This window comes from Streptomyces sp. NPDC053432, from assembly GCF_055585365.1.
The window spans coordinates 153,903-180,016 of sequence record NZ_JBVJKF010000004.1 but is presented as its reverse complement, the minus strand read 5'-3'; the positions used below and the strand labels follow the sequence as shown (position 1 = coordinate 180,016).

The 26,114-nt window shown below is 73.3% G+C and carries 26 protein-coding genes; 14 read left to right on the top strand and 12 right to left on the bottom strand.

Translation table 11 applies throughout. The features are described from left to right. Positions 1-8 precede the first annotated feature (8 nt). The 4 genes from ACZ6Y1_RS09125 (at position 9) to ACZ6Y1_RS09110 (ending at position 3,954) form a co-directional block, all read left to right on the top strand. Positions 9-668 (top strand): response regulator, encoded by a 660-nt coding sequence (locus ACZ6Y1_RS09125; protein WP_469625233.1) that lies wholly within the window; start codon positions 9-11, stop codon positions 666-668. Positions 669-728: 60 nt separating this feature from the next. Beyond that, the gene (locus ACZ6Y1_RS09120) at positions 729-2,135 is read left to right on the top strand and encodes a DUF2252 domain-containing protein (protein WP_469625231.1); all 1,407 of its coding nucleotides are present in this window, start codon (positions 729-731) and stop codon (positions 2,133-2,135) included. Positions 2,136-2,590: 455 nt separating this feature from the next. Then, on the top strand, positions 2,591-3,415 hold the full coding sequence (locus tag ACZ6Y1_RS09115) for a hypothetical protein (RefSeq protein ID WP_469625229.1): 825 nt from the start codon (positions 2,591-2,593) through the stop codon (positions 3,413-3,415). Positions 3,416-3,609: 194 nt separating this feature from the next. Next, complete coding sequence (locus tag ACZ6Y1_RS09110; protein WP_469625227.1) at positions 3,610-3,954, top strand: rhodanese-like domain-containing protein; 345 nt, start codon at positions 3,610-3,612, stop codon at positions 3,952-3,954. A gap of 9 nt (positions 3,955-3,963) precedes the next feature. Here ACZ6Y1_RS09110 and ACZ6Y1_RS09105 read toward each other — a convergent pair whose 3' ends face one another. The 6 genes from ACZ6Y1_RS09105 to paaA form a co-directional block, all read right to left on the bottom strand. Further along, positions 3,964-5,106 carry an acyl-CoA dehydrogenase family protein gene (locus tag ACZ6Y1_RS09105; RefSeq protein WP_469625223.1) on the bottom strand — a complete coding sequence of 381 codons (1,143 nt, stop codon included), beginning with the start codon at positions 5,104-5,106 and terminating at the stop codon, positions 3,964-3,966. A 100-nt stretch (positions 5,107-5,206) separates the two neighbouring features. Then, a complete protein-coding gene (locus tag ACZ6Y1_RS09100; RefSeq protein ID WP_469625222.1) occupies positions 5,207-6,310 on the bottom strand; it encodes a 2Fe-2S iron-sulfur cluster-binding protein in 1,104 nt (367 codons plus the stop codon). Continuing rightward, complete coding sequence (paaD, locus tag ACZ6Y1_RS09095; RefSeq protein WP_469625220.1) at positions 6,311-6,832, bottom strand: 1,2-phenylacetyl-CoA epoxidase subunit PaaD; 522 nt, start codon at positions 6,830-6,832, stop codon at positions 6,311-6,313. It abuts the gene before it with no gap. Then, positions 6,826-7,530, bottom strand: a complete 705-nt coding sequence (gene paaC, locus ACZ6Y1_RS09090; protein WP_469625734.1) for a 1,2-phenylacetyl-CoA epoxidase subunit PaaC — start codon at positions 7,528-7,530, stop codon at positions 6,826-6,828. Before paaC ends, paaD begins: the two co-directional genes overlap by 7 nt. 17 nt (positions 7,531-7,547) lie before the next feature. Next, positions 7,548-7,832 carry a 1,2-phenylacetyl-CoA epoxidase subunit PaaB gene (paaB, locus tag ACZ6Y1_RS09085; RefSeq protein WP_384757985.1) on the bottom strand — a complete coding sequence of 95 codons (285 nt, stop codon included), beginning with the start codon at positions 7,830-7,832 and terminating at the stop codon, positions 7,548-7,550. Then, positions 7,829-8,815, bottom strand: a complete 987-nt coding sequence (gene paaA, locus ACZ6Y1_RS09080) for a 1,2-phenylacetyl-CoA epoxidase subunit PaaA (protein ID WP_469625217.1) — start codon at positions 8,813-8,815, stop codon at positions 7,829-7,831. The genes paaB and paaA overlap by 4 nt, the downstream gene beginning before the upstream one ends. Positions 8,816-9,005: 190 nt before the next feature. On the opposite strand from paaA, the gene ACZ6Y1_RS09075 reads away from it, so the two are divergent. The 4 genes from ACZ6Y1_RS09075 (at position 9,006) to ACZ6Y1_RS09060 (ending at position 12,605) form a co-directional block, all read left to right on the top strand. Then, entirely contained in the window at positions 9,006-9,689 is a 684-nt protein-coding gene (locus tag ACZ6Y1_RS09075) for a DUF5819 family protein (RefSeq protein WP_469625215.1), read from the top strand. Beyond that, positions 9,674-10,834 carry an HTTM domain-containing protein gene (locus ACZ6Y1_RS09070; RefSeq protein ID WP_469625213.1) on the top strand — a complete coding sequence of 387 codons (1,161 nt, stop codon included), beginning with the start codon at positions 9,674-9,676 and terminating at the stop codon, positions 10,832-10,834. Before ACZ6Y1_RS09075 ends, ACZ6Y1_RS09070 begins: the two co-directional genes overlap by 16 nt. Positions 10,835-11,110: 276 nt before the next feature. After that, positions 11,111-11,887, top strand: coding sequence for a TrmH family RNA methyltransferase (locus tag ACZ6Y1_RS09065; protein WP_469625211.1), 777 nt, complete (start codon positions 11,111-11,113; stop codon positions 11,885-11,887). 88 nt (positions 11,888-11,975) lie between these two features. Further along, entirely contained in the window at positions 11,976-12,605 is a 630-nt protein-coding gene (locus ACZ6Y1_RS09060) for a hypothetical protein (RefSeq protein ID WP_469625209.1), read from the top strand. 61 nt (positions 12,606-12,666) lie between these two features. On the opposite strand, the gene paaN is transcribed toward ACZ6Y1_RS09060, so the two are convergent. Beyond that, positions 12,667-14,358: a phenylacetic acid degradation protein PaaN gene (gene paaN / locus ACZ6Y1_RS09055; RefSeq protein ID WP_469625206.1), complete on the bottom strand. Its 1,692-nt coding sequence runs from the start codon at positions 14,356-14,358 to the stop codon at positions 12,667-12,669. 124 nt (positions 14,359-14,482) lie between these two features. Between paaN and ACZ6Y1_RS09050 the strand changes: the two genes are divergently transcribed. Together ACZ6Y1_RS09050 and ACZ6Y1_RS09045 are read left to right on the top strand one after the other, a co-directional pair. Further along, positions 14,483-16,015: a 3-hydroxyacyl-CoA dehydrogenase gene (locus ACZ6Y1_RS09050; RefSeq protein WP_469625204.1), complete on the top strand. Its 1,533-nt coding sequence runs from the start codon at positions 14,483-14,485 to the stop codon at positions 16,013-16,015. Beyond that, a complete protein-coding gene (locus ACZ6Y1_RS09045; protein ID WP_469625202.1) occupies positions 16,012-16,599 on the top strand; it encodes a TetR/AcrR family transcriptional regulator in 588 nt (195 codons plus the stop codon). The genes ACZ6Y1_RS09050 and ACZ6Y1_RS09045 overlap by 4 nt, the downstream gene beginning before the upstream one ends. A gap of 44 nt (positions 16,600-16,643) precedes the next feature. Here ACZ6Y1_RS09045 and ACZ6Y1_RS09040 read toward each other — a convergent pair whose 3' ends face one another. Further along, positions 16,644-17,177: an Lrp/AsnC family transcriptional regulator gene (locus ACZ6Y1_RS09040; protein WP_469625732.1), complete on the bottom strand. Its 534-nt coding sequence runs from the start codon at positions 17,175-17,177 to the stop codon at positions 16,644-16,646. A 194-nt stretch (positions 17,178-17,371) separates the two neighbouring features. On the opposite strand from ACZ6Y1_RS09040, the gene pdhA reads away from it, so the two are divergent. From pdhA to ACZ6Y1_RS09025, 3 genes are read left to right on the top strand one after another with little or no spacing between them, the layout of a single operon-like run. Next, positions 17,372-18,508 carry a pyruvate dehydrogenase (acetyl-transferring) E1 component subunit alpha gene (gene pdhA, locus ACZ6Y1_RS09035; protein ID WP_469625200.1) on the top strand — a complete coding sequence of 379 codons (1,137 nt, stop codon included), beginning with the start codon at positions 17,372-17,374 and terminating at the stop codon, positions 18,506-18,508. 47 nt (positions 18,509-18,555) lie between these two features. After that, positions 18,556-19,524, top strand: coding sequence for an alpha-ketoacid dehydrogenase subunit beta (locus ACZ6Y1_RS09030; RefSeq protein ID WP_469625730.1), 969 nt, complete (start codon positions 18,556-18,558; stop codon positions 19,522-19,524). After that, positions 19,524-20,879 carry a dihydrolipoamide acetyltransferase family protein gene (locus tag ACZ6Y1_RS09025; protein ID WP_469625198.1) on the top strand — a complete coding sequence of 452 codons (1,356 nt, stop codon included), beginning with the start codon at positions 19,524-19,526 and terminating at the stop codon, positions 20,877-20,879. The genes ACZ6Y1_RS09030 and ACZ6Y1_RS09025 overlap by 1 nt, the downstream gene beginning before the upstream one ends. A gap of 263 nt (positions 20,880-21,142) precedes the next feature. On the opposite strand, the gene ACZ6Y1_RS09020 is transcribed toward ACZ6Y1_RS09025, so the two are convergent. Further along, on the bottom strand, positions 21,143-22,120 hold the full coding sequence (locus ACZ6Y1_RS09020; RefSeq protein WP_469625197.1) for an NAD(P)H-quinone oxidoreductase: 978 nt from the start codon (positions 22,118-22,120) through the stop codon (positions 21,143-21,145). A gap of 102 nt (positions 22,121-22,222) precedes the next feature. On the opposite strand from ACZ6Y1_RS09020, the gene ACZ6Y1_RS09015 reads away from it, so the two are divergent. After that, positions 22,223-22,651 carry a nitroreductase/quinone reductase family protein gene (locus tag ACZ6Y1_RS09015; protein WP_469625194.1) on the top strand — a complete coding sequence of 143 codons (429 nt, stop codon included), beginning with the start codon at positions 22,223-22,225 and terminating at the stop codon, positions 22,649-22,651. Positions 22,652-22,679: 28 nt separating this feature from the next. On the opposite strand, the gene ACZ6Y1_RS09010 is transcribed toward ACZ6Y1_RS09015, so the two are convergent. From ACZ6Y1_RS09010 to ACZ6Y1_RS09000, 3 genes are read right to left on the bottom strand one after another with little or no spacing between them, the layout of a single operon-like run. Then, positions 22,680-23,771: a potassium channel family protein gene (locus tag ACZ6Y1_RS09010; protein ID WP_469625192.1), complete on the bottom strand. Its 1,092-nt coding sequence runs from the start codon at positions 23,769-23,771 to the stop codon at positions 22,680-22,682. Then, the gene (locus tag ACZ6Y1_RS09005; RefSeq protein ID WP_469625190.1) at positions 23,759-25,123 is read right to left on the bottom strand and encodes a molybdopterin molybdotransferase MoeA; all 1,365 of its coding nucleotides are present in this window, start codon (positions 25,121-25,123) and stop codon (positions 23,759-23,761) included. The genes ACZ6Y1_RS09010 and ACZ6Y1_RS09005 overlap by 13 nt, the downstream gene beginning before the upstream one ends. Next, positions 25,120-25,983 (bottom strand): NTP transferase domain-containing protein, encoded by an 864-nt coding sequence (locus tag ACZ6Y1_RS09000; RefSeq protein WP_469625188.1) that lies wholly within the window; start codon positions 25,981-25,983, stop codon positions 25,120-25,122. The genes ACZ6Y1_RS09005 and ACZ6Y1_RS09000 overlap by 4 nt, the downstream gene beginning before the upstream one ends. Between the last annotated feature and the right edge of the window lie 131 nt (positions 25,984-26,114).

Genomic DNA, 26,114 nt, shown 5'->3' with positions numbered 1-26,114 from the left:
GAGTGCGGGTGACAGCCGAAGTGATCAGAGTGGTGATCGCCGACGACGAGCCGCTGATCCGGGCCGGGATCAGGATGATCCTCACCTCGGCACCGGACATCGAGGTCGTCGCGGAGGCGGGGAACGGCAGGGAGGCGGTGGAGCTGGCCCGTTCGCACCTGCCGGACGTGGTGCTGCTGGACATCCAGATGCCGGTGCTGGACGGGCTGACCGCACTGGGTGAGCTGGGGCGGGCCGTGCCGCAGGTGCGGGCGCTGATCCTGACCACCTTCGGGGAGAAGGAGAACGTACTGCGGGCGCTGGGCCAGGGCGGCGCGGGTTTCCTGCTGAAGGACTCGGCGCCGGGCGAGCTGATCGGCGCGGTGCGCGCGGCCGCGGCCGGGGACGCGTACCTCTCGCCGGCGGCGACCCGGCACGTGGTGGACCAGCTGGCGTCGGGGACGGCGGCAGGGCGCGGTGAGGAGGCGCGGCGGCGGGTGGCGGAGCTGAGCGACCGGGAGCGCGGGGTGCTGGCGCTGCTGGGGGAGGGCCTGTCGAACGCGGACGCGGGCCGGCGGCTGCACATGAGCGAGGCGACCGTGAAGACGTACGTGAGCCGGATCCTGGCGAAGCTGGGCTGCGACAACCGGGTTCAGGCGGCGCTGCTGGCCAGGGACGCCGGGCTGTAGATACGGTTCAGCCCGTTCTGGTAGCGATCAATGCACAGGTGATGGGTGGGGGCGGCGCGCATGGCTGCGGTTTCGACGGTTGCCGGTCAGCGGATACCGGTGGTGGCGGGCTTCGGGCCGAAGGTGGCGGCGGGTTCGCCCAAGGAGGAGGGCAAGGCGCTGCGGAGCCGGGTGCCGCGGTCGGCGCACGCCCGCTTCGAGGCCCCCGCCGGGCGGCCGGACGCCGTGCGGGCGGTGGAGGAGTCCAACGCGGGGCGGGTCGCCGAGCTGACGCCGATACGGGTGGGCCGGATGGCCGCGAACCCCTTCGCCTTCCTGCGCGGCGCGGCCGGGCTGATGGCGCACGACCTGTCCGGCGGCGTGGTGACCGGCATAGGCACCCAGCTGTGCGGTGACGCGCACGCGGCCAACTTCGGCCTGTACGGGGACGCGCGCGGGCGGCTCGTCATCGACCTGAACGACTTCGACGAGACCGTGTTCGGTCCGTGGGAGTGGGACGTGAAGCGGCTGGCGAGCTCGCTGGTGCTGGCCGGGCGGGTGGCCGGCGCGGACGAGGACACCTGCCGGGCGGCTGCGCTGGACGCGGTGGGCGCGTACCGGCGGACCATGCGGCTGCTGGCGAAGCTGCCGGCGCTGGACGCGTGGAACGCGATCGCGGACGAGGAGCTCGTCTCGCACACCGATGCCCGCGATCTGCTGGGCACGCTGGAGCGGGTCTCCGAGAAGGCCCGCAACAACACCTCGGCCCGGTTCGCGGCCAAGTCGACGGAGATCGGCCCGGACGGCGGCCGCCGCTTCGTGGACGCGCTGCCGGTACTGCGCAGGGTCGGGGACGGGGAGGCGGCGGCCGTGGCGGCCTCGCTGGGCCCGTACCTGAGCACGCTCCAGGGGGACCGGCTGCCGCTGCTGGCCCGCTACACGATCCACGACGTGGCGTTCCGGGTGGTGGGGACCGGGAGCGTGGGCACGCGTTCGTACGTGGTGCTGCTGCTGGACCACCGGGGTGAGCCGCTGGTGCTCCAGGTGAAGGAGGCGCGGCCGTCGGTGCTGCTGCCGCACCTGCCGGCCGGTTTCGAGACGGTGCCGGTGGAGCACGAGGGGCGCCGGGTGGTGGCCGGGCAGAAGCGGATGCAGGTGGTCTCCGACATCATGCTCGGCTGGACCACGGTGGAGGGCCGGCCGTACCAGGTGCGGCAGTTCCGCAACCGCAAGGGCAGCGTGGACCCGGCCGCGCTGGCCGTCGACCAGATCGACGACTACGCGCGGATGACGGGCGCGCTGCTGGCCCGGGCGCACGCGCACAGCGCCGATCCGCGGCTGCTGGCCGGGTACTGCGGCAAGAACGACGAGCTGGACGAGGCGGTCGCCGCGTTCGCGGTGGCCTACGCGGACCGCACGGAGGCCGACCACGCGGATCTGCTGGCGGGTATCCGCAGCGGGCGGATCGCGGCGGAACTGGGCGTCTGACGGGGCGCCTGGCGGCGGGCCGGGTGGTTCGGATGGGGGCGCCTCGCGGCGGCGCGCACGACGCTCCGTGAGGGTGCCGCGCCGGGCCCCCGGCGGCGGCCGGGTGGGGTGGCGGGGCCCTCGTGGCGGGCTGGGCGGGGTGGGCGCGCTGGGCGGGCCTGCCGGGACGGCGGGGGTCCCTGGCGGGGGCGCTGGGTGGTCCGGGTGGGTGCCTGGCGTGGGCGCTTGGTGGTCCGGGTGGGTGCCTGGCGTGGGCGCTTGGTGGTCCGGGTGGGTGCCTGGCGTGGGCGCTTGGTGGTCCGGGTGGGTGCCTGCGTCTGGCGGGTAGCCGGTCGGGCGGGTCCGGGCGCCGCGGGACCGCGCCGGCCGCCGCGGCAGGCACCGCGATCTGCGCGGCACCGCACCCGTGCGCACAGGGTGGTGTTTCACGTGAAACATCGCCGTAGGCTGGCCGGGTGAGTGAGCACATCGAGCAGCCTGAGCAGACCGCCGACGAGCGGCCCGAGGCGCGGCTGGAGCGGGCCGTGCGGGCCGCCGAGCAGGCGCTGATCGAGTTCGAGATCGCTGTGGAGACCTTCCGGGTGGAGGTGGAGAACTTCTCCCGCCTCCACCACCAGAAGCTCGGCCCGATGTACACGCGGCTGGACGAGCTGGACGCGCTGATCGCCGAGGCCAAGGCGGGCCGTACCGGGGATCCCGAGGATCTGCGGCGGGCGCGGGACGCGCGTTCGCTGGTCATGCCGATGCCGGGGGTGGACGAGCTGTTCCACGACTGGATGGACTCGGAAGGGATCTCCGACGACGCGGGCGCGATGCTCACCGATCAGCCCGTGCGGCCGCCGCAGCGGGTGCGGCCGACGGAGGAGGTGCGGCGTCTGTACCGCGAGCTGGTCCGCCAGGCCCACCCCGACCTCGCCCAGGACGAGACCGAGCGGGAGCGGCGCGACGCGTTCATCGCGCGGGTCAACGCGGCGTACGGGCGGGGCGACGAGAAGGTGCTGCGCGAGCTGGCCGAGGAATGGGCGGCCGGGCCCGCGGTCGCGCCGCAGGCGCCGAGTGAGAGCGAGGAGCTGTACGCGCGGCTGGAGTGGCTCTCGCAGCGCAAGGAGCTGCTGGCGCTGGTCGCCAAGGAGCTGGAGGACAGTGCGATCGGGTCCATGCTGAGGATGGCCCCGGACGACCCGGACCGGCTGCTGGAGGAGATCGCGGAGCAGCTGCTCGCGCAGGTATCCGAGCGGGAGGCGGAGCTGGCCGCCGAGCTCGCCGCCGCCGCGGGCTGACCGGGGACGGTGGGCGGGCCGGGCTGCGCCCGGCTTCCTGGGGCTCCGCCCCAGACCTCGCGCCTCAAACGCCGGCGGGGCTGGATGTGCCCCGCGGGCGGCGCAAACGCCGGCGGGGCTGGAGTTGGCGGGGGTTGGATCTTCAGGGCGTCGGATAGGTTGGAAGTCGGATCTGTGATGAGAGAAGGCGACGTATGAACTTCGGACCGCTTCCCTCGGTGGACGCTGCCGCGGTGCCCGCCGAAGGCTTTGTCCTGGACGTCCGCGAGGACGACGAATGGGCGGCCGGGCATGTCGAGGGTGCGCTGCACATCCCGATGAGCGACTTCGTGGCCCGTTTCGGCGAGCTGACGGAGGCCGTCGAGGACGGCCGCCGCGTGCATGTGATGTGCCGGGTGGGCGGGCGTTCCGCGCAGGTCACCCAGTACCTGGTGCGCCAGGGGATCGACGCCGTGAACATCGACGGCGGAATGCAGGCCTGGGAAGGTGTCGGGCGCCCGATGGTGACGGACAGCGGGAACCCGGCCTTCGTGCTGTAGGCAGGTCCGTCAGGCGAGGGGGTGGGCGGCCAGGAGGTCGCCCAGGGCCTCCTCGTGCGCGGCGGCCGGGCCGAGCTGGAGTTCCAGCTGTTTGGCCCAGGCGTGGTAGCGGTGCAGCGGGTAGTCGGTGTCGGCGCCGAAGCCGCCGTGCAGGTGCTGGGCGGTCTGTACGACCCGGCGTACGCCCTCCGAGGCCCAGATCTTGGCTACCGCGACGTCACCGGAGCTCGGGAGCGGGCCGCCCGCCCCGGCCGTGGCCGCCTCGAGGCGCCAGGCGGCCTGCCAGAGGGTGACCTCCATGGCCCGCAGGTCGATGTAGCGGTCCGCGGCCTGCACGGCGACGGCCTGGAAGGTGGCCACCGGGAAGCCGAACTGTTCGCGCTTGGCGGTGTACTGGCTGGTCATCGCCAGGACGCTCTCGCCGAGTCCGAGGGCGAGGGCGCAGGTCCCGGTGGCCAGGAGCCGGCGCAGCGCCTCCCAGGCGCCGGGGGCGTCGATGAGGTGTGTGGCGGCCACTGGGACGCCGTCCAGGGCGAGTTCGGCGAACCGTTCCCCGTTGGTGGAGACCTGTTCGGCGAGTGCGAGGCCGTCGGCGGTGCGGGAGACGAGCGCGAGGACCGCGTCCCCCTCGCCGGTGTGGGCCGGTACGGCGATCCAGTCGGCGCTCTGCGCCCAGGGGACGGCCGTCTGGGTGCCGTCCAGGACCCAGTCGGAGCCCTCCCGGCGGGCGGTGACGGCGAGTTCGGCCGGGTCGTGGCCGGAGCGGCCGTGGGCGGCGACGGTCAGGACGAGTGTGCCGTTGCCGGCGCCGGGCAGCAGGGCGGCGGTGAGTTCGGGGCTGCCGTGGGCCTGGACGGCCATGGCGGTGGCGCAGTGTTCCAGCAGCGGTACGCGGGCCAGCACCTTTGCCGCCTCGCGCAGCACCAGGCACAGGGCGATGGCGTCGAGGCCGGCGCCGCCGTGTTGCTCGGGGAGGACCAGGCTCAGCAGGTCGGATCCGGCGAGCCTGGCCCACAGGGGCCGGTCGAAGTCGTCGGCGACGGCCCCGGGGGTGAGCGCGGGGCTGGGCACGCCGTCGGCCGCGACGTCCGCGAACACGGCCCGGGCCGCTTCGACGGCCGCCTGCTGCTCCTCGGTGAAGGTGAAGTCCACTGCCTGTCCTCCCGTGCGCGCACCGGATCCGTTCGGTCTGACGGTGCGTCAAGATAGAACAGGTTCCTGTAATTGCACAGGGGGACGGGCGGGTGGTGCCTCAGCGGTCGAAGTCGATCTCCACTTCCTCGGTCACCGCGTGGGACTGGCAGGCCAGGACGAAACCGGCCTCGGTCTCCTCGGATTCCAGCGCGAAGTTCCGCTCCATCGTGACCTCGCCCGAGACCACGAACGCCCGGCAGGTGCCGCAGACACCGCCCTTGCAGGCGTACGGCGCGTCCGCGCGGTTGCGGAGCACCGCGTCGAGGAGGGATTCGCCGCCCTGCACCGGCCAGGTGCCGGAGCGGCCGTCGAGCCGGGCGGTGACCCGCACGTGGGAGGCGGCGGTCGCAGCCGCGGTGCGGACCGGGCCGGCGGTGTCCTCGACGTGGAAGATCTCCTCGTGCACCCGGGTCCGGGCGACGCCCAGCGCGGCCAGGGCCCGCTCGGCGCCCTGCACCAGCCCGTACGGGCCGCACAGGAACCAGCCCGTCACCTCGGCCACCGGCAGCAGTGCGGGCAGCAGGCCGGCCAGTCGCTCCTCGTCGAGCCGGCCCGACGGCAGTCCGGCCTCCTGCTCCTCGCGGGAGAGGACCGTGACCAGCTGGAAGCGGGACGGGTAGCGGTCCTTGAGGTCGGCGACCTCCTCCAGGAACATCGTCGACGCCGCGGTGCGGTCGCTGCGGACCAGGCAGAAGCGGGCGTCGGGCCGGGCGGCCAGCAGCGAGGCGGCGATCGACAGCACCGGCGTGATGCCGCTGCCGCCCACGATCGCGGCGTAGTGCCCGGCGGCCGGGGCGGCGGCCGGGTCCAGTACGAAGCGGCCGGCCGGGACCATCACGTCCAGCACGTCCCCGGCGGCGATCTCCTTGTGCGCGAAGGTGGAGAACTCGCCGCCCTCCACCAGCCGCACCCCGACCCGCAGCAGCTCCGGGCCCGGGCCGTCCGGTACCGGGGCGGGGGAGCAGATCGAGTAGGTGCGCCGGACCTCGGTGCCGCCCTCGGGGGCGGTGCGGCGCAGGGTCAGGTGCTGGCCGGGGGCGTGCCGGTAGTCCTCGCGCAGTTCCCCGGGAACCCGCAGGGTCAGGGCCACCGAGTCGTCGGTGAGCCGGTCGACTGCCGCCACCGTCAGCGGGTGGAACGCGCCGTGGCGGGGTGCGGCCATCTACAGCTCCTTGAAGTGGTCGAACGGTTCGCGGCAGGCGGCGCAGCGGCGCAGCGCCTTGCACGCGGTGGAGGAGAACCGGCTGAGCAGCTCGGTGTCGGTCGATCCGCAGTTCGGGCAGCGGACGGACAGGGTGAGCGGGACCGGCCCGCCTGCCGCGTGCGGCCGGGGCGGGGCGATGCCGAACTCGGCGAGCTTGCGGCGGCCCTCGGCACTGATGTCGTCGGTGGACCAGGCGGGGGAGAGCACCGTGGTCACCCGCACCTCGGGTATGCCGTGGCCGGTCAGGGCCCGCTCGATGTCGGCGGACATGGCCTCGATGGCCGGGCAGCCGGTGTAGGTGGGGGTGAGGGTGACCTCGGCGTGGCCGTCCTCGTGCATGCGCACGCCGCGGACCACGCCGAGCTCCCCGAGGGTGAGTACGGGCAGCTCCGGATCCGGCACGGATCCGGCCAGGGCGGCCAGTTCGGCCTCCAGGCGGCTCGTCGCGGTGTCGGCCCCGGACGCCGCCCGGGTCACCACGACGCCCCCGGATGGCTGCGGTGCAGGTGCTGCATCTCGGCGAGCATCCGGCCGAACGGCTCGGTGTGCAGGCCCTGGCGTCCGGCGCCGGCCGCCCAGGCGCCGGTGCGCGGTCCTGCCGGCAGCGCGAGCCCGGCCCGCTCCACGACATCCGCGACCGCGGCCAGCCAGCGCTGCTCCAGGGCGGCCCAGTCCACGCCGTCGATTCCTTCCACCGGCTGGAACATCTCCCCGGTGAACTTCCACAGCGCGTCCAGCGCCGCCTGCATGCGGGCGTGGCTCTCCTCGGTGCCGTCGCCCAGGCGCAGGGTCCACTGCTCGGCGTGGTCGCGGTGGTACGCGGTCTCCTTGACTGCCTTGGCCGCCAGCGGCGCGAACGGGCCGTCGCCGCGCGCCAGTTCCCCGTACAGCTCGTGCTGGTGGAAGGAGAAGAAGAGCTGGCGGGCGATGGTGTGGGCGAAGTCGCCGTTGGGCTGCTCGACCAGCTGGAGGTTGCGGAAGGAGCGCTCCTCGCGCAGGAACGCCAGCTCGTCCTCGTCGCCCGCCATGGAGAGCAGGATGCGGGCCTGGCCGAGCAGGTCGAGGGCGATGTTGGCGAGCGCGACCTCCTCCTCCAGGACAGGGGCGTGTCCGGCCCATTCGCCGAGGCGGTGGGAGAGGATCAGCGCGTCGTCGCCGAGGGCGAGCGCGGCCGTCATCGTGACATCGGTGCTGGTCACAGGTGGCTCACCCCCTCCGGGATGTCGTAGAAGGTGGGGTGGCGGTACGGCTTGTCGGCGGACGGCGCGAAGAAGGGGTCGCGCTCGTCGGGCGAGGAGGCCGTTATCTCCGTGGAGGGCACCACCCAGATGGAGACGCCTTCGCTGCGGCGGGTGTACAGGTCGCGGGCGTTGCGCAGGGCCATTTCCGCGTCGGGGGCGTGCAGGCTTCCGGCGTGCGTGTGCGAGAGGCCGCGGCGCGAGCGCACGAACACCTCCCACAGGGGCCAGTTCTGCGTCATACCCGTGCCTCCACGTCGTTCTGTGCGTTCTGTGCGTTCCGTGCGTTCTCCGCGGCGGTCCTCGCCGCCTGCTTGCCCGCGTACGCCGCGGCTGCGTCGCGCACCCAGGCGCCTTCCTCGTGGGCCGCGCGCCGCTGGCCGAGCCGCTGCTCGTTGCAGGGGCCGTTGCCCCTGAGGACGTCCCAGAACTCGGCCCAGTCGATGGCGCCGAAGTCGTGGTGGCCGCGCTCCTCGTTCCACTTGAGGTCCGGGTCGGGCAGGGTCAGGCCCAGGGCCTCCGCCTGCGGGACGGCGATGTCGACGAACCGCTGGCGCAGCTCGTCGTTGGAGTGCCGCTTGATCCGCCAGGCCATCGACTGCGCCGAGTGCGAGGACTCGTCGTCGGGCGGGCCGAACATCATCAGCGACGGCCACCACCAGCGGTTCACGGCGTCCTGCGCCATCGCGTGCTGGGCCTCGGTGCCCTTGGACAGGGCCATCAGCAGCTCGAAGCCCTGGCGCTGGTGGAAGGACTCCTCCTTGCAGATCCGGACCATGGCGCGGGCGTAGGGCCCGTAGGAGCAGCGGCAGATCGGCACCTGGTTGGTGATCGCCGCGCCGTCCACGAGCCAGCCGATCGCGCCGACGTCCGCCCAGGTCAGGGTGGGGTAGTTGAAGATCGAGGAGTACTTCTGCTTGCCCGCGTGGAGCATGTCGAGCAGCTCGTCGCGGCTGGTGCCGAGGGTTTCGGCGGCGCTGTAGAGGTACAGCCCGTGGCCGGCCTCGTCCTGGACCTTGGCCATCAGGATGGCCTTGCGGCGCAGCGAGGGGGCGCGGGTGATCCAGTTCGCCTCGGGCTGCATGCCGATGATCTCGGAGTGGGCGTGCTGGGCCATCTGGCGGACCAGGGTCTTGCGGTACGCCTCCGGCATCCAGTCGCGCGGTTCCACGCGCTCTTCCGCCGCCACGGCCGCGTCGAACGCCGCCGCGAGCTGTGCGGTCATGCCCGGATCTGTTTCCGGGGTCACTGCCACCATCCCGGCCCCTCGTCAGTGTCTGTCCTGCCCGTCCTGCCGCCCGACCGACCGATCGTTCGGTTCATGCTCTTCAATGGTGAGACGGCGGCCCGTAGGGTGTCAACCTCTGTGGTCAACCTCTGTGGCCGACGCTGTGACGCCGGACGATCGGGGCGGGATGGATTCGTACGAGCCGAAGAGCGCCGGAGGGGCCGTCGAGCCACCCCTTCCGGTGCCCCCGCGGGCACCTGGGATCGCCGGTCTCTCCCCCCGCTTCCGTGTCGTCGCCGCCCTCGCGCTGGGGGCCGTGGCGGTGGCCGCCTGCGCCCACCTCGCGCTGGTCTTCCTGCACGTCGCCCCGTCCAACACGCTGAGCAAGCGGCACGCCAGGACGATCGACGGATGGATCTACCCCGAGTTCGAGCAGAACTGGAAGCTCTTCGCGCCCAACCCGCTCCAGCAGAACATCGCCGTGCAGGTGCGCGCCCAGGTGCGCACGGCCGCCGGCGAGCTGGTCACCACCGACTGGCGCGACCTGAGCGCCGAGGACGGCGCGGCCATCCGGCACAGTCTGCTGCCGAGCCACACCGAGCAGAACGAGCTGCGCAGGGCCTGGGACTTCTTCACCGGCTCCCACGACGAGGACAACCGGCCGCACGGGGAGCGGGGCGAGCTGTCCGAGCAGTACCTGCGGCGGATCGCCGTGGGCCGGCTGACGCCGGAGCTGGTGGACCGCGCGGGCGGGCGCCTGCTGCGGATCCAGATGCGCTCGGCGACGACGGCGGTGGCCGCGCCGAAGTGGAGCGACGAGACCACCGACACCCAGACGTACTACCGGGAGCTGCCGTGGTGGACGGTCTGAGAGCCGGTCTGGCCAGGGGGCTGGAGCAGGTCACGGGGCGGGCACTGGGCCCGTACCAGAGCGCCGTCGTACGCATCGGCTTCGCCGGGACCTGGCTGTTCTTCCTGCTGCGGGAGTTCCCGAACCGGGGTGAGCTCTACGGGCCGGACGGGCCGTGGAGCTGGGCGCTCGCGCAGCGGCTGACGGCCTCCAACGGTGCCTTCAGCGTGCTCATGTGGTCCGGCTCCGAGGTGTGGTTCGAGATCGTCTACGCGGTCGCGGTGCTGGCCAGCGCCGGCCTGCTGCTGGGCTGGCGGACCAGGGCCACCTCGGTGGTGTTCATGGTCGGCGTGCTGTCGCTGCAGAACCGCAGCGTCTTCATGGGCGACGGCGGGGACAACGTCATCCACCTGATGGCGATCTACCTGGTTCTGACCCGGTGCGCGCAGGTGTGGTCGCTGGACGCGCGGCGGGCACGCAGGCGCGGCTCGGCGACGGCGGGCGCGGCCGGGCCGGTGCTGTGGGGCGTGCTGGGCGCGGTGTACGCGTACGGGGCGGCGTCCGGGCGGTTCGGCGCGGGGTGGCTGGCGGCGTTCGCGGCGGTGTGGGTGATGTGCGGGCTGTGGTGGCTCGTGGACCGCCACGAGCCGGAGGGGGAGGCGCGGGCCGTCCTGGACGTGCTGGCGAACCTGCTGCACAACGCGGGGATGCTGGTGATCATGGCGGAGGTCTGCCTGATCTACGCGACGGCGGGCTGGTACAAGATCCAGGGCTCGCGGTGGCAGGACGGCACGGCCCTGTACTACCCGCTGGGGCTGGACTACTTCACGCCGTGGCCGGGCCTGTCGGGAGTGCTGGCGGGCAGCGGGACGGTGGTGATGCTGCTGACGTACGGGACGGTGGCGGCGCAGGTGGCGTTTCCGTTCACGCTGTTCAACCGGCGGATCAAGAACGTGCTGCTGGGCGTGATGATGCTGGAGCATGCGGGGATCGCGGTGCTGCTGGGGCTGCCGTTCTTCTCGTTGGCGATGATCGCCGCGGATGCGGTGTTCCTTCCGACCGGGTTCCTGGTGTGGGTGGGCGCGCGGGTGGCCGTGCGGCGCCGTGCGGCCCCGGAGCCCGTGCTTGCTCCTGCGGAGCCGGCGCCGAGCACGAGCGGCGGCTGACCGGGCTCCGGGGTCCCTGCGGGGCTGGTCCCCTACCCTCCCTTCCACCGTTCCCCGGGCTCCGCCCGGACCCGGTCCTCAAACGCCGGACGGGTTGGAAAGGTCCTCGGACGCCGGACGGTTGGCACATCCAGCCTCGCCGGCGTTTGAGGCGCGGGGTCCGGGGCGGAGCCCCGGGGAACGGCGGAAGGGCGGGCAGGGGACGGCCCCGCGCAGCGGCCGACAAGGGCGCCCCGCGGGGCGGGAAGGGGCGGGGCGGGCCGTAGGGTCGGGGGCATGAGCGAGGAACACCGGGTCCAGCAGGTCGGGCGGGAATGGCGGGAGGCCGCCGGAGGCGGGGAGCTCGTGCTGCTCGACGGGTTCCACGCGCTGAAGCACGCCCTGCGCTTCGGCGCCGACGTGCGGATGGCCGTCGCCGACGACCCCGACGCCGTACGGGCACTGGCCCGCGAGCTGGCTCCGGACGTCGAGGCGGACGTGGCGCGGCTGGTGCGCCGGGCCGACCTCAGCACGCTGCTGCCCCGCGTGCACCCCACCGGCGTCGCCGCACTGGCCCTGCGGCCCGACCGGACGCAGGGCCTCGCCGGGCTCGGGCGGATCCCGCGGCCCGCGCCGGTCGTGGTGCTCGACAACCCGCGCAACCTCGGCAACGTCGGCGCGGTCGTCCGCCTCGCCGCCGGCTTCGGCGCCACCGGCGTCGTGACCCGCGGCGACCTCGACCCCTGGCACCCGAACGTGGTCCGGGCCGGTGCCGGGCTGCACTACGCCACCACGGTGGAGCGGATCACGCTGGACACGCTGCCGCCCGGACCGCTCTACGCCCTCGACCCCGAGGGGGAGGACATCCGCTCCCTCACCCTCCCCGACGACGCCCTGCTCGCCTTCGGTTCGGAACGCCACGGCATCTCGTCCGAGCTGCGCGCCCGCGCCGATCACCTGGTGTCCCTGCCGATGCGGCCGCAGGTCTCCAGCTACAACCTGGCGACGAGCGTCGCGATGACCCTCTTCCACTGGGGTGGTCCCCGGGAGGCCGTGCGGGAAATCGTGCGGTAGTTCGTTCAGTGGACATTCAAGGGACGTCCACAGCTCCCCCGCACTGTGATGGTGTCGTGAAGCCGCCGTCCGCGAGGGGGATCCCGCCATGGCCACCGCAACGATCACCGGGAACGTCGTCAACGTCGACGTGGAGGGCACCTGGCCGCTCCGGCTGGGCATGTCCCTGCAGCGTCACTCCTACCGCCACTGCGGCAGCAGCCCGGCCGCCGTGGCGCTCAACAGCCTCTTCCACGCGTCGGTCGCGGACGCGACGATCCTCGCCGAGGCGGTGGAGGTCGGCGAGTTCGTGGAAGGGCTGCTGCGGAAGTCGAGCGGCAGGTGGGCCGAACTGTTCGGCAAGGACCTGACGGTCCGGTCCGGCCGCACCTATCTGGTCGACAACAGCGCCCTCAACCCCAACGGCTCGCCCAACCACTTCTTCATCACCGGCGGCACCGGCGTCTGGGCGAGGATCTCCCAGGCCGACTACCTGGCCGCCCGGGACCTGCGCCGCGTCGAGGACGAGATCTCCGCCCGACGGCTCCGGGGCGACACGTACGACTACGTGGACCCGAAGGCGCTCCACGCGAAGTCGCAGGAGCCCGGTGGGGCCGACAATCCGGTGGTGCGGGCCGTGAACGCGGCGCGCGTCAGCCTCGCCGCCGGCTCCCGTGACCAGGCGCCGCTCATCGCGGCGTCGGGCCGCGCGGACCTGGTCGCCCTCGTCCGCGGCTGAGCGGAGGAACGTCCGGCTGGGTCCCGGGCCGTGCCACCGGCACGGCCCGGCACCCGGGCGCTCAGGCCTGGCGGCGGACCTCCACCACGCGGAAGCGGTTCGAGACGAAGGCGCCGTCGCAGAGGGCCGCGTTGGCCGCGGGGTTGCCGCCCGAGCCGTGGAAGTCCGAGAAGGCAGCGGTCTGGTTGACGTAGACCCCGCCGGTCAGGTTCAGCGAGAGCTGCGCGGACTCCTCCAGGCAGACCTCCTCGATCGCCCGCTCGGTGTCCGCGGAGGTGGTGTAGGCGCCGACCGTCATGGCGCCCTTCTCACGCACCGTCCGGCGCAGCAGGTCCAGGGCGTCCGCCGTGGAGTCCACCGCGACCGCGAAGGAGACCGGGCCGAAGCACTCCGAGAGGTAGGGGGCCTCCGGGTCGGGCTTGGAGGCGTCCAGCTTGACCATCACCGGGGTGCGGACCACGGCGCCCGGGAACTCGGGGTTGGTGACCTCGCGGGAGGCCAGCGCGACCTCGCCGAGGGCGGCCGCGGCCTCCAGGCGGGCCTTGACGTCCGGGTTGACCAGCGCGCCGAGCAGGGCGTTGGCCCGGGCGTCGTCACCCAGCAGGCCGCCGACGGAGGCCGCGAGGTCGGCGACGACCTCGTCGTACGTCTTGTGGCCGGCGTCGGTGTCGATGCCGTCGCGCGGGATCAGCAGGTTCTGCGGGGTGGTGCACATCTGGCCGCTGTAGAGGGACAGCGCGAAGGCCAGGTTGGACAGCATGCCCTTGTAGTTGTCCGTCGAGTCGATGACGACGGTGTTGACGCCCGCCTTCTCCGTGTAGACCTGGGCCTGGCGGGCATTGGCCTCCAGCCAGTCGCCGAACTCCGTCGAGCCCGTGTAGTCGATCAGCTTGATCTCGGGGCGGACGGCCAGGGTCTTGGCGATGCCCTCGCCCGGGCGCTCGACGGCGAGCGCGACCAGGTTCGGGTCGAAGCCCGTCTCGGCGAGGACCTCGCGGGCCACCTTGACCGTCAGGGCCAGCGGGAGGACGGCGCGCGGGTGCGGCTTGACCAGCACCGCGTTGCCCGTGGCCAGGGAGGCGAACAGGCCCGGGTAGCCGTTCCAGGTCGGGAAGGTGTTGCAGCCGATCATCAGGGCGATGCCCCGGGGGACCGCGGTGAAGGTCTTGCCGAGCTCCAGCGGCTCCTTCTTGCCCTGCGGCTTGGACCAGTCGGCCTGCGCGGGGACCCGCGTCTGCTCCTCGTACGCGTAGGCCACCGCCTCCAGGCCGCGGTCCTGCGCGTGGGGGCCGCCCGCCTGGAAGGCCATCATGAAGGCCTGGCCGCTGGTGTGCATGACCGCGTGCGCGAACTCGTGGGTGCGGGCGGAGATGCGCGAGAGGATCTCGATGCAGACCAGGGCGCGCGCCTCGGGGCCCGCGTCGCGCCAGGCGCCCATGCCGGCCTTCATCGCGGGCAGCAGTACGTCGATGTCCGCGTGCGGGTACTCCACGCCGAGCTCCGGGCCGTACGGGGACACCTCGCCGCCGGTCCAGCCGTCGGTGCCGGGCTGGTCCAGCTCGAACCGGGTGCCGCTCAGGGCCTGGAACGCGGCGAGCCCGTCGGCGGGGGCGGTCTCGCCGTACGCCTTGGGGTGCTCGGGGTGCGGGGACCAGTAGGCACGGCTGCGGATCGCGGACAGGGCCTGGTCCAGGGTGGGCCGGTGCCGGTCGGAGAGCGCGGACAGCTGGGGGACGGTGAGCTCGGCGGCCATCAGGGACCAACTCCTCGTTGAGCCGGGCGAAGGTGAGCAGACTGGAGTTAGAGTAACCGAACGATCGGTCGGGACAAGAGGGCCCGGCGGACCTGTGGATAAGTCGGTGCGGGAGGATCAGGACATGACAGCAATCGAGCGGTCCCGCACAGTGGCGGTCATCGGCGCGGGAACCATGGGGCAGGGCATCGCCCAGGTCGCCCTTCTCGCAGGTCACCGCGTGCTGATCCACGACATCGACGCCGCGCTCTCCGCCGACGGCGTCTCCATGGTGCGGGACCGCGTCGAGCGCATGGCCGCCAAGGGCCGCCTCGACCGCGCCGAGGCCGAGGACGCGGCCGGCCGGATCGATTCCGCGGGCTCCCTCGCGGACCTCGCCGACGCCGCCCTCGTCATCGAGGCGATCGTCGAGAACGTCGCCGTCAAGAACGCGCTGTTCAAAGCCCTCGAAGAGGTGGTTTCGCCGGACGCGCTGCTGGCGACCAACACCTCCTCCCTCTCCGTCACCGAGCTCGCCGCCGGGCTCGCTCACCCCGGCCGCTTCCTCGGCCTGCACTTCTTCAACCCGGCCCCGCTGCTCCCGCTCGTCGAGGTCGTCAGCGGCTTCGCGACCGACCCGGCCGCGGCCGAGCGCGCGTACCGCACGGTCCTCGGCTGGGGGAAGACCCCGGTCCGCTGCGCCGACACCCCCGGATTCATCGTCAACCGGATCGCCCGCCCCTTCTACGCGGAGGCCTTCGCGGTCCACGAGGAGCAGGGCGCCGACCCGGCCACCATCGACGCCGTGCTCCGCGAGAGCGGCGGCTTCAAGATGGGCCCGTTCCAGCTGACCGACCTGATCGGCCAGGACGTCAACGAGGCCGTGACCCGCTCGGTGTGGGAGTCCTTCTTCCGCAGCCCCAAGTTCACCCCGTCCCTCTCGCAGCGCCGGCTGGTCCAGTCGGGCCGCCTCGGCCGCAAGTCGGGGCACGGCTGGTACCCCTACGGCCCCGACGCGCAGGTGCCCGGCCCGCACACGGCCGGCCCGGAGGAGGCCCCGGAGAAGGTCACCGTCGTCGGCGACCTCGGCCCCGCGGCGGAGCTGACCGAGCTGATGGCGGAGGCCGGGATCGCGGTCGACTCCACCGAGCACGGGGGCCCGTACATCCAGCTGCCCGGCGACGGCCAGCTCGTACTCGCCGACGGCAAGACCTCCGTGGAGTTCTCGGACGTCGTCTACTTCGACCTCGCCCTCGACTACCGCGGCGCCACCCGGATCGCGCTCTCCGCCAGCACCGACACGAGCGAGCGCACCCTCGCCGAGGCGGTCGGCCTCTTCCAGAAGCTCGGCAAGCAGGTCTCCGTCATCGGCGACGTGCCCGGCATGATCGTCGCCCGGACCGTCGCGATGCTGATCGACCTGACGGCCGACGCCGTCGCGCGCGGGGTCGCCTCCGCCGAGGACATCGACACGGCGATGCGGCTGGGGGTCAACTACCCCCTGGGCCCCTCCGAATGGCACGACCGGCTCGGCCGGGACTGGGCGTACGACCTGCTGCACCACCTGGACGAGCGCTGTCCCGGCGGCCGGTACGCGCCCTCGCTCGCCCTGTTCAAGCTGGGCTACGAGGCGGACGGGGACGACGACACGGCGGGCGACACGGGGGAGACGCAGTGACCACGGCCAAGCGGGACACCTACACGCCCGAGACCCTGCTGTCCGTCGCCGTCCAGGTCTTCAACGAGCGGGGCTACGACGGCACCTCGATGGAGCACCTGTCCAAGGCGGCCGGCATCTCGAAGTCCTCGATCTACCACCACGTCTCGGGCAAGGAGGAGCTGCTGCGCCGCGCCGTCAGCCGCGCCCTCGACGGCCTCTTCGCGATCCTGGAGGAGCCGGGCGCCGACCGCGGCCGCGCGGTCGAGCGCGTCGAGTACGTCACGCGCCGCACGGTCGAGGTGCTGGTCTCGGAGCTGCCGTACGTGACGCTGCTGCTGCGCGTGCGCGGCAACACCCGCACCGAGCGCTGGGCGCTGGAGCGCCGCCGCGAGTTCGACCACCAGGTGGCGGACCTCCTCAAGGCCGCCGCGGCCGAAGGCGACCTGCGGGCGGACGTGGACATCCGGCTCGCCACCCGGCTGCTCTTCGGCATGGTGAACTCCCTGGTCGAGTGGTACCGCCCGCACCCGGGCACGAGCCACACCCAGCTCGCGGACGCGGTGGTCCACATGGCCTTCGACGGGCTGCGCACGGCCCGCTGAGCGGCCCGGGCGGCCCTCCGGACGGGAAACGCCGCCCGGACGGGCTAGTCCTCCGAGATCGCCGGGGGCATCGGCTGGCCCGGGCCGGGGTCCAGGAGGTCCGTTTCCTCGAAGACCAGGAGGGTGCGGGTCGAGAGGACCTCCGGGATGGCCTGGAGGCGGGTCAGGACCAGTTCGCGCAGGGTCCGGTTGTCCGGGGTGTGGACCAGCAGGAGGACGTCGAAGTCGCCGCTGACCAGGGCGATGTGGGCGGCGCCCGGGAGCTCGCGGAGCTTTTCGCGGACCGTGCGCCAGGAGTTCTGGACGATCTTCAGAGTGATGTAGGCCGAGGCGCCCTGGCCTGCCCTTTCGTGGTTGACGCGGGCCGTGAACCCGCGGATCACGCCGTCGTCGATGAGCCGGTTGATGCGGGCGTAGGCGTTGGCGCGCGAGACGTGCACCTGTTCCGCCACCGACCGTATGGACGTGCGGCCGTCCGCCTGGAGCAGTCTGATGATCGATCTGTCGATCGGATCCAGTGGCCGGGGCGCTGCCGGGGTGCCTCCCGCTGCGGCCGGCGTGGGACCCGCTCCGGCCATTTGTTCATGCGGCATTGCCCGATGCCTCCCTCTCCTGGACGTCCTGCATCCATCCCAGAGCCCCGGCGCCCGTTTGTCCACAGCCTGGAGCCGCCTGTAGCCAAATTGCGCGGACAACCGAACAATCGGTAGGTGAGGCGCCTCACACCCGAGCCGTCGCCCTGCCCGCTTCCCACGAGGAGGTGTACGCCGCCATGACGGTCCAAGAGCTGCCCGGTGCCGGTGCGTCCCACCGTCCCACCCCGCCGCCCGCCTGGAGGCCCCGTACGGACGCCGCTCCGCTGCTGCCCGACGCCGAGCCCTACCGGGTCCTCGGCACGTCGGCGGCCGAGCGGCTGGACCCCGCGCTGATGCGCCGCTGCTACTCGGAGCTGGTGCGCGGCCGCCGCTACAACGCGCAGGCCACGGCGCTGACCAAGCAGGGACGGCTCGCCGTGTACCCGTCGACCGTCGGGCAGGAGGCCTGCGAGATCGCGGCCGCGATGGTGCTGGAGGAGCAGGACTGGCTCTTCCCCAGCTACCGCGACACCCTGGCGGCCGTGGCGCGCGGCCTGGACCCGGTGCAGGCGCTGACTCTGCTGCGCGGCGACTGGCACACCGGCTACGACCCCCGTGAGCACCGCATAGCCCCGCTCTCCACCCCCCTCGCCACCCAGCTGCCGCACGCCGTGGGCCTGGCCCACGCGGCCCGGCTGCGCGGGGACGACGTCGTCGCCCTGGCCATGGTCGGCGACGGCGGCACCAGCGAGGGCGACTTCCACGAGGCGCTGAACTTCGCCGCCGTCTGGCAGGCCCCCGTCGTCTTCCTCGTGCAGAACAACGGCTTCGCGATATCCGTCCCGCTCGCCAAGCAGAGCGCCGCCCCGACGCTGGCCCACAAGGCCGTCGGGTACGGCATGCCCGGCCGGCTGGTCGACGGCAACGACATCGCCGCCGTGCACGAGGTGCTCACCGAAGCCGTCCGGCGTGCCCGGTCCGGCGGCGGTCCGACGCTGATCGAGGCCGTCACCTACCGGATGGAGGCGCACACGAACGCCGACGACGCGACCCGCTACCGCGGAGACGCCGAGGTCGAGGCCTGGAAGGCGCACGACCCGATCGAGCTGCTGGAGCGCGAGCTGACCGCCCGCGGGATCCTCGACGAGGAGGGCGTGCGGCAGGCGCGCGACGACGCCGAGACGATGGCGGCGGCCCTGCGCGAGGGCATGAACGCGGACCCCGTGCTCAACCCGATGGACCTGTTCGAAAACGTCTACGCGGAGCAGACCGGCCTGCTGCGCGAGCAGGCGGCCATGCTGCGTGCCGAGCTCGAAGCCGGGGACCAGGAGTGACGACGGTGGCGGCGAAGTCCGCGAAGTCGGGCGCCAAGCCCGCGACCATGGCCCAGGCCCTGACCCGGGCCATGCGCGACGCGATGGCCGAGGACCCGACGGTCCACGTCATGGGCGAGGACGTCGGCACGCTCGGCGGGGTCTTCCGGATCACCGACGGGCTCGCCAAGGAGTTCGGCGAGGACCGCTGCACGGACACCCCCCTCGCGGAGGCGGGAATCCTGGGCGCGGCCGTCGGCATGGCCATGTACGGGCTGCGGCCGGTCGTGGAGATGCAGTTCGACGCGTTCGCGTACCCGGCCTTCGAGCAGCTGATCTCGCACGTCGCGAAGATGCGCAACCGCACGCGCGGCGCCATGCCGCTGCCGATCACCATCCGCGTGCCCTACGGCGGCGGCATCGGCGGCGTGGAGCACCACTGCGACTCCTCCGAGGCGTACTACGTGGCCACGCCCGGCCTGCACGTGGTGACCCCGGCGACCGTCGAGGACGCGTACGGGCTGCTGCGCGCCTCGATCGCGAGCGACGACCCGGTGGTCTTCCTGGAGCCGAAGCGGCTGTACTGGTCCAAGGCCGACTGGTCCCCGCAGGCGCCGACGGCCGTCCCGGGCATCGGGAAGGCGCTGGTGCGCCGCACGGGCACGAGCGCCACGCTGATCACGTACGGGCCTTCGCTGCCGGTGTGCCTGGAGGCGGCCGAGGCGGCGCGCGAGGAGGGCTGGGACCTGGAGGTCGTGGACCTGCGCTCCCTCGTGCCCTTCGACGAGGAGACGGTGGTGGAGTCCGTGCGCCGGACCGGGCGCGCCGTGGTGGTCCACGAGGCCAGCGGCTTCGGCGGACCGGGCGCGGAGATCGCCGCCCGCGTCACGGAGCGCTGCTTCCACCACCTGGAGGCGCCGGTGCTGCGCGTGACGGGCTTCGACATCCCGTACCCGCCGCCGATGCTGGAGAAGCACCACCTGCCCGGTGTGGACCGGATCCTGGACACCGTGGCCCGCCTGCAGTGGGAGAACTGATGGCGCAGGTAATGGAGTTCAAGCTTCCCGATCTCGGGGAGGGCCTGACCGAGGCCGAGATCGTGCGCTGGCTGGTCGCGGTGGGCGATGTCGTCGCGATCGACCAGCCCGTGGTCGAGGTCGAGACGGCCAAGGCGATGGTGGAGGTTCCGTGCCCCTACGGCGGTGTCGTCACCGCCCGTTTCGGGGAGGAGGGCACGGAACTCCCCGTCGGGGCACCGCTGATCACCGTGGCGGTGGGGGCGCAGACCGTGCCGGTCGACTCGGCCGCCCCCGCGGCGGAGTCCCCGGCCTCGGGGAACGCGCCCCGGCCGCTGATCGGTTACGGCTCGGACGACTCGCGTCCGGCGCGTCGGCGACGGGTGCGACCCGTCACCGCCGCGGTGTCGGCGCCGGTCGCCCCGGCCGTGCCGGTGGCTCCCGCCGTGCCGGTGGCTCCGGTCGCTCCGGCTGCTCCGGCCGCTCCGGCCGGGCCCGTTCCGGTGATCTCGCCGCTGGTGCGCAAGCTCGCGCGGGACGGCGGGATCGATCTGCGGGGGCTCACGGGGTCGGGCCCGGACGGGCTGATCATGCGGGCGGACGTGGAGGCCGCGCTGGCGGCCCTGCGGGCTCCCGCGGCCCCGGCCGCCGCCGCGGTCGCTCCCGTGGTCGCTCCCACGGGGGCGCAGGGCGAGCGGGTGCCGCTGAAGGGCGTACGCGGGGCGGTCGCGGAGAAGCTGTCGCGCAGCCGGCGGGAGATTCCGGACGCCACGTGCTGGGTCGACGCGGACGCCACCGAGCTGATGGCGGCGCGGGCCGCGATGAACGCGGTGGGCGGGCCCAAGATCTCGGTGCTGGCGCTGCTGGCCCGGATCTGCACGGCCGCGCTCGCGAAGTACCCGGAGCTGAACTCCACGGTGGACCTGGCGGCGAACGAGATCGTCCGGCTGCCGTCGGTGAACCTGGGCTTCGCCGCGCAGACGGACCGGGGGCTGATGGTCCCGGTGGTCCGGGACGCGCACGCGATGAACCCGGAGGCACTGTCGGCGGAGTTCGCGCGGCTGACGGAGCTGGCTCGGGGCGGGAAGCTGTCCCCGGCGGACCTCACCGGCGGGACGTTCACGCTGAACAACTACGGGGTGTTCGGGGTCGACGGCTCGACGCCGATCATCAACCACCCCGAGGCGGCGATGCTCGGCGTGGGCCGGATCATGGCGAAGCCGTGGGTGCACCGCGGGGAGCTGGCGGTCCGGCAGGTCGTGCAGCTGTCGCTGACGTTCGACCACCGGGTGTGCGACGGGGGTACGGCGGGTGGGTTCCTGCGGTATGTCGCCGACTGTGTGGAGTCGCCGGCGGTGCTGTTGCGTTCGCTGTAGCGGGGGTTGGGGTGGGTGCGGGTGGGTGCCGCTGCGCGGAGCTGCTCCCCGCCCCGCCCTTCCTCCGTTCCCCGGGGCTCCGCCCCGGCCCCCGGTCCTCAAGCGCCGGACGGGCTGGAGGAGCTGGGGCTTCGCCCGGGCCCGGTCCTCAAGCGCCGGACGGGTGGAGGAGCTGGGGCTTCGCTTCGGGCCCCGGTCCTCAAGCGCCGGACGGGCTGGAGGAGCCGGCGAGTCGAGGCTCGCCGGCGTGCATGCGTCCTGGGTCAGGTGGTGAGCAGCAGTTTGCCCACGTGGGTGCTGGATTCCAGGACGCGGTGGGCCTCGGCCGCCTGAGGCATGGGGAACGTCTCGTGGATCACCGGGCGGACCCGGCCCGCCGCCACCAGGGGCCAGACGTGTTCGCGGACGGCCGCGACGATCGCCGCCTTCTCCTCCAGCGGGCGGGCCCGCAGGGAGGTGGCGGTGATCGCGGCGCGCTTGGCGAGCAGGGCGCCGAGGTTCAGTTCGGCCTTCAGGCCGCCCTGGAGCCCGATCACCGCGAGGCGGCCGTTCACGGCCAGCGCCGCCACGTTCCGTTCCAGGTACTTCGCACCCATGATGTCCAGGATCACGTCCGCCCCGGCGCCGCCGGTCGCCGCCTTGATCTCCTCCACGAAGTCCTGCTCGCGGTAGTCGATCAGGATGTCCGCGCCCAGTTCCGCGCAGCGTTCCAGCTTCTCCTTGCTGCCGGCCGTCACCGCCACGCGCGCGCCGACCGCCTTGCCGAGCTGGATGGCCGTCGTCCCGATGCCGCTGGATCCGCCGTGGACCAGGAGGGTCTCGCCGGGGCGCAGCGCGGCCACCATGAACACGTTGGACCACACGGTGCAGACCGTCTCGGGCAGCGCGGCCGCCGTCACCAGGTCCAGGCCCGCCGGGACCGGCAGCAGCTGGCCCGCGGGGACGGCGACCTTCTGCGCGTACCCGCCGCCCGCCAGCAGGGCGCAGACCTCGTCGCCGACGGCCCAGCCGGGGACCCCCGGGCCGATCGCGGCGATCCGGCCGGAGCACTCCAGGCCGGGGTAGGGGGAGGAGCCGGGCGGGGGATCGTAGAAGCCCTGCCGTTGCAGGAGGTCGGCGCGGTTCACGGCGCTCGCCGCGACCTCGACGAGGACCTGGCCCTCGCCCGCCACCGGATCGGGTACGTCGGTCCAGACGAGGGCCTCGGGGCCGCCGGGCTGCTCGATGGTGATCGCATGCATGGCCCGGAGGCTACGCGACACCGCCCGCGGCGCCCAAGCACCTGGGATGCTGGGTGGCGCTGGGCACAGGGGAACCGTCAACTTCCTTGGAGGCAAGCCGATATGTCCGATGAACGGTTACAGCGCAATCAGCTGGTGATCGACGAGTTCCGAGCCACCGGGGGAAAGGTGGGCGGGGACTTCGCGGCACTCCCGCTGCTGCTCCTCACCACCACCGGCGCCCGCAGTGGTGAGCGGCGCACGATGCCGATGGCCTATCTGCGCGACGGGGAGCGGCTGGTGGTGTTCGCCGCGAACGGCGGCCGTGCGAACCGGCCGGGCTGGTACTACAACCTGCTCGCCGACCCCTCCGCCCACGTCGAGGTCGGCAGCGAGGCCTACGGGGTGACGGCAGTGGAGACCGACGGCTGCGAGCGGGAGCGGCTCTGGGCGCTCCAGGTGGAGCGGACTCCGTTCCTGGCGGGCTTCCAGGAGCGTTCCGGCCGTCTCGTTCCGGTCATCACGCTGACCCGTACGGACGGCGCCGCGTAGCGAACTGCCGCCCGCCCTGGGCGCGGTGCTACTCGGCCGGGCCCAGGGCGGGGCCGTGCGCGCTCGCGCGGACGATGGTGATGAGACGGTCCGTCAGCTGGAGCGGGCTCGCGTGCGGATCGTCGTAGGGCAGGAGCCGGTGCCCGCGCAGCACGCTGACGACCAGGTCGGGGGTCTCCCGTACCGACATGCCCACCTCGGACTTCTTCACCGGCCGTTCGATGAGGTCGAGGCCGCTGCCCTGCTGGATGAGGTCCTCCATCACGGTGCCGGCGCTGGGGCTGAGCACCGACAGGCCCAGCAGCCGGCCGGCCGCGCTTGCGCTCGTGATGACGGCGTCGGCGCCGGACTGGCGCAGCAGCGGGGCGTTCTCCTCCTCGCGGACCGCGGCGACGATCTTCGCACCCCGGTTGAGCTGCCGGGCCGTCAGCGTGACCAGTACGGCGGTGTCGTCCCGCTGGGTGGCGATGATGATCTGGCGGGCCTTCTGCAGTTCGGCGCGCAGCAGGACGTCGGAGCGGGTGGCGTCGCCGACCACGCCCGTGAACCCCTCTGCGTTGGCCGTGTCGATCACCTTGGCACTGGGGTCGACGATGACGACGTGGTCCTTGGGGAGCCCGGTGGCCAGCAGCGTCTGCAGGGCGGAGCGGCCCTTGGTGCCGAAGCCGACGACGACCGTGTGGTCACGCAAGTTCTTCCTCCAGCGGTTCAGCCGCCACTCTTCCCTCGTCCGCTCCGTGAGGACTTCCAGGGTGGTGCCGACCAGGATGATCAGGAACAGGACGCGCAGCGGGGTGATCAGCAGGATGTTGATCAACCGTGCGCTGTCGCTGTACGGGACAATGTCGCCGTATCCGGTCGTCGACAGGGTGACAGTGGCGTAGTAGACGCAGTCGAGGAAGTCGACCGTCTCGTTGGCGTTGTCGTGGTAGCCGTCGCGGTCCAGCCACACGATCAGGACCGTCAGGGCCATCACGAACAGGGCCATCAACAGGCGTTTGGAGACCTGCCGCAGGGGTTTTTCGACGGTGCGTCTGGGCATCCTGATGCGCTGGGCGGCGAGTTTCTCGTCCGCGCCACGCGCCATGGCGTCGTGGCCGTGAAGTTTCACGTGAAACATCCCCCGGCTGCCCAGGGCAGGTCCAGGATCTCCAGCTCCTGCCCGGACCGCGCGCCCCTCGGCGGTACGACGGCCAGCGCGTCGGCGGCGGCCACACCGCGCAGCATCGCGGGGCCGTGGTAGCGCAGCGGCACGGCGTGGTCGTCGCCCAGCATGACGGGGACGAGCCGGGTGTCGAACGGGTGGCCCGGTACGTCGCCCTCGACCGTCGCCGCGTAGCGGGGGCGCCGGCGGCGGCCAGCGAGGGCCCGCAGCAGCGGTTCGGCGAGGGTCAGCAGCCCGGAGACGGCGGCGAGGGGGTTCCCGGGCAGCCCGACCAGGTGCCGTCCGTCGGCCCGGTCGCCGATGCGGGCCAGCAGCATCGGGTGGCCCGGCCGTACGGCGACCCCGTCGACGAGGAGTTCGGCGCCGGCCCGCTCCAGCACGGGGTGGACGTGGTCCACGGGCCCGGAGGCGGTGCCGCCGGTGGTCACGATGAGGTCCGCCGTGGAGGTGGTGACGGCCTCCAGCAGGGCCTCGACCCCGGCGGGGTCGTCGCCGAGCCGCCGGGAGGACACGACTTCGGCGCCGACCCGGGAGAGCCAGGGGCCGAGCATGGGGCTCAGCGCGTCGCGGATCAGGCCGTCGTGCGGAAGGCCCTCGGTGAGCAGCTCGTCGCCGAGGACGAGGATCTCCACGCGGGGGCGGGGCCGGGTGGTCAGCTCGTCGTAGCCCGCGGCCGCGGCCAGCCCGAGCACGGCGGGGGTGACCAGCGAGCCGACGGGCAACAGCAGGTCGCCCGAGCGGCACTCCTGACCGCGCGGGCGGATGTCCTGGCCGGTGACGACGGTCCGCTCGGCGAAGAGCTGGCCGCCGGACTCGCGGCTGTGCTCGCTGCGGATGACGGCGGTGGTGTCGGCGGGGATCCGGGCGCCGGTGGCGATCCGTACGGCCTCGCCGTCCGCGAGGGGCACGGGCAGTTCGGTGCCGGCGAGGACGTCGGCGCCGCCGCGGACGGTCCAGGGACCGGGTCCGGCGACGGCCCAGCCGTCCATGGCGGAGGTGTCGAAGGACGGCAGGTCGGTCAGGGCGTCCAGCGGCGCGGCCAGCACCTCCCCGAGGGCGTCCGCGAGGGGGACCCGGTGGTTCCGGCCCCGGGCCCCGGTCCCGGCGCGTACGGCGGCCTCCCGGGCCGCCGGCCAGGGGGTGGCGCGGTGGCGGGAGCCGCCGGGGGCCGCGGAGGCGCCGGAGCCGCTGTGCGGGCCGTGGCCCTGGCCGGAGCCGTGGCCGGGGCCGCTGCCGGGGTTGCTGCGGCTGACCAGGGCCAGTGCCTGTTCGAGGGCGTGGTCGGCGTCGGCGTCGGTGGGGGTCATCCGGAGCCGTTCTGTTCGTCGGCCTGCGCCTCGGCGGCCCAGCGCAGCGCCAGGTCGGCGGCCTTGCGGGAGGCCTCGGCGACGGCCTGGGCGGGGTCGGCGCCGGTGGCTTCGGCCCGGGCGGCCGCGTAACCGACGAGGAAGGTGGTCAGGGGAGCGGCGGGCCGGGCGACGCCGTGCGCGGCGTCACGGGCGAGGTCGAGCAGGGTCTTGGTGTCGACGGCGAGGTCGATGCCCAGCTCGTCCTTGACGGCGGTGATCCATTGGTCCAGCACGGTTCCATGCTCCCTGATCCGGGCCCGGGCGGCGGCGAGATCCTCCCAGGTGTCGCAGTCGAAGGAGGCGAGCGGCTGCGGCGCCGTGAGGCGGGTGAGGTCCAGTTCGGCGGTGAGGCCGCGCAATGGGAGCCCCGTCAGGCGGCCGTGCTCGGTGGCGAGCAGGGCGATCTCGCGGCGCAGGGGCTCGGCCCGGTAGGCGGCGACCAGGGGCTGGTCGCGGCCGCCGGGATCCCGCAGCAGGGCCCCCTCGGCGGCCCCGACCCCGTCGAGGAGCGCCCGTACGGTGCCGGCGTCCAGGAACGGCAGGTCCGCGGAGAGTACGAGGACCAGCTCGGCGGTGGTCTGGCGGAGCCCGGCGTCCAGTGCGGCCACCGGCCCGCCGCCCGGCGGTTCCTCGCGGGCCCAGCGCACCGGGCGCGTGGTCGACCGGCGGCCGCCGACGACGACGGTGGTGCGGGCGTCCTTGCAGGCGTCGAGAACGCGGTCGAGGAGGGTGCGGCCGCCGACGCTCAGCGTGGGCTTGTCGGCCCCGCCGAGTCGCTGCGCGGCGCCGCCTGCCAGGACGATCGCGTCGTAACTCATGCCCCTGAGTATGCGACGCCCGTGTTTCCGGCGGGGAAACCGATTTACGCGCCGCTTACGTGTGGCTCCGGGGGCCGCGCCCTGGCCGGCGGGGCTGGGTGTGGTGCGGCTCAAGGATCGGGGCTCCGTCC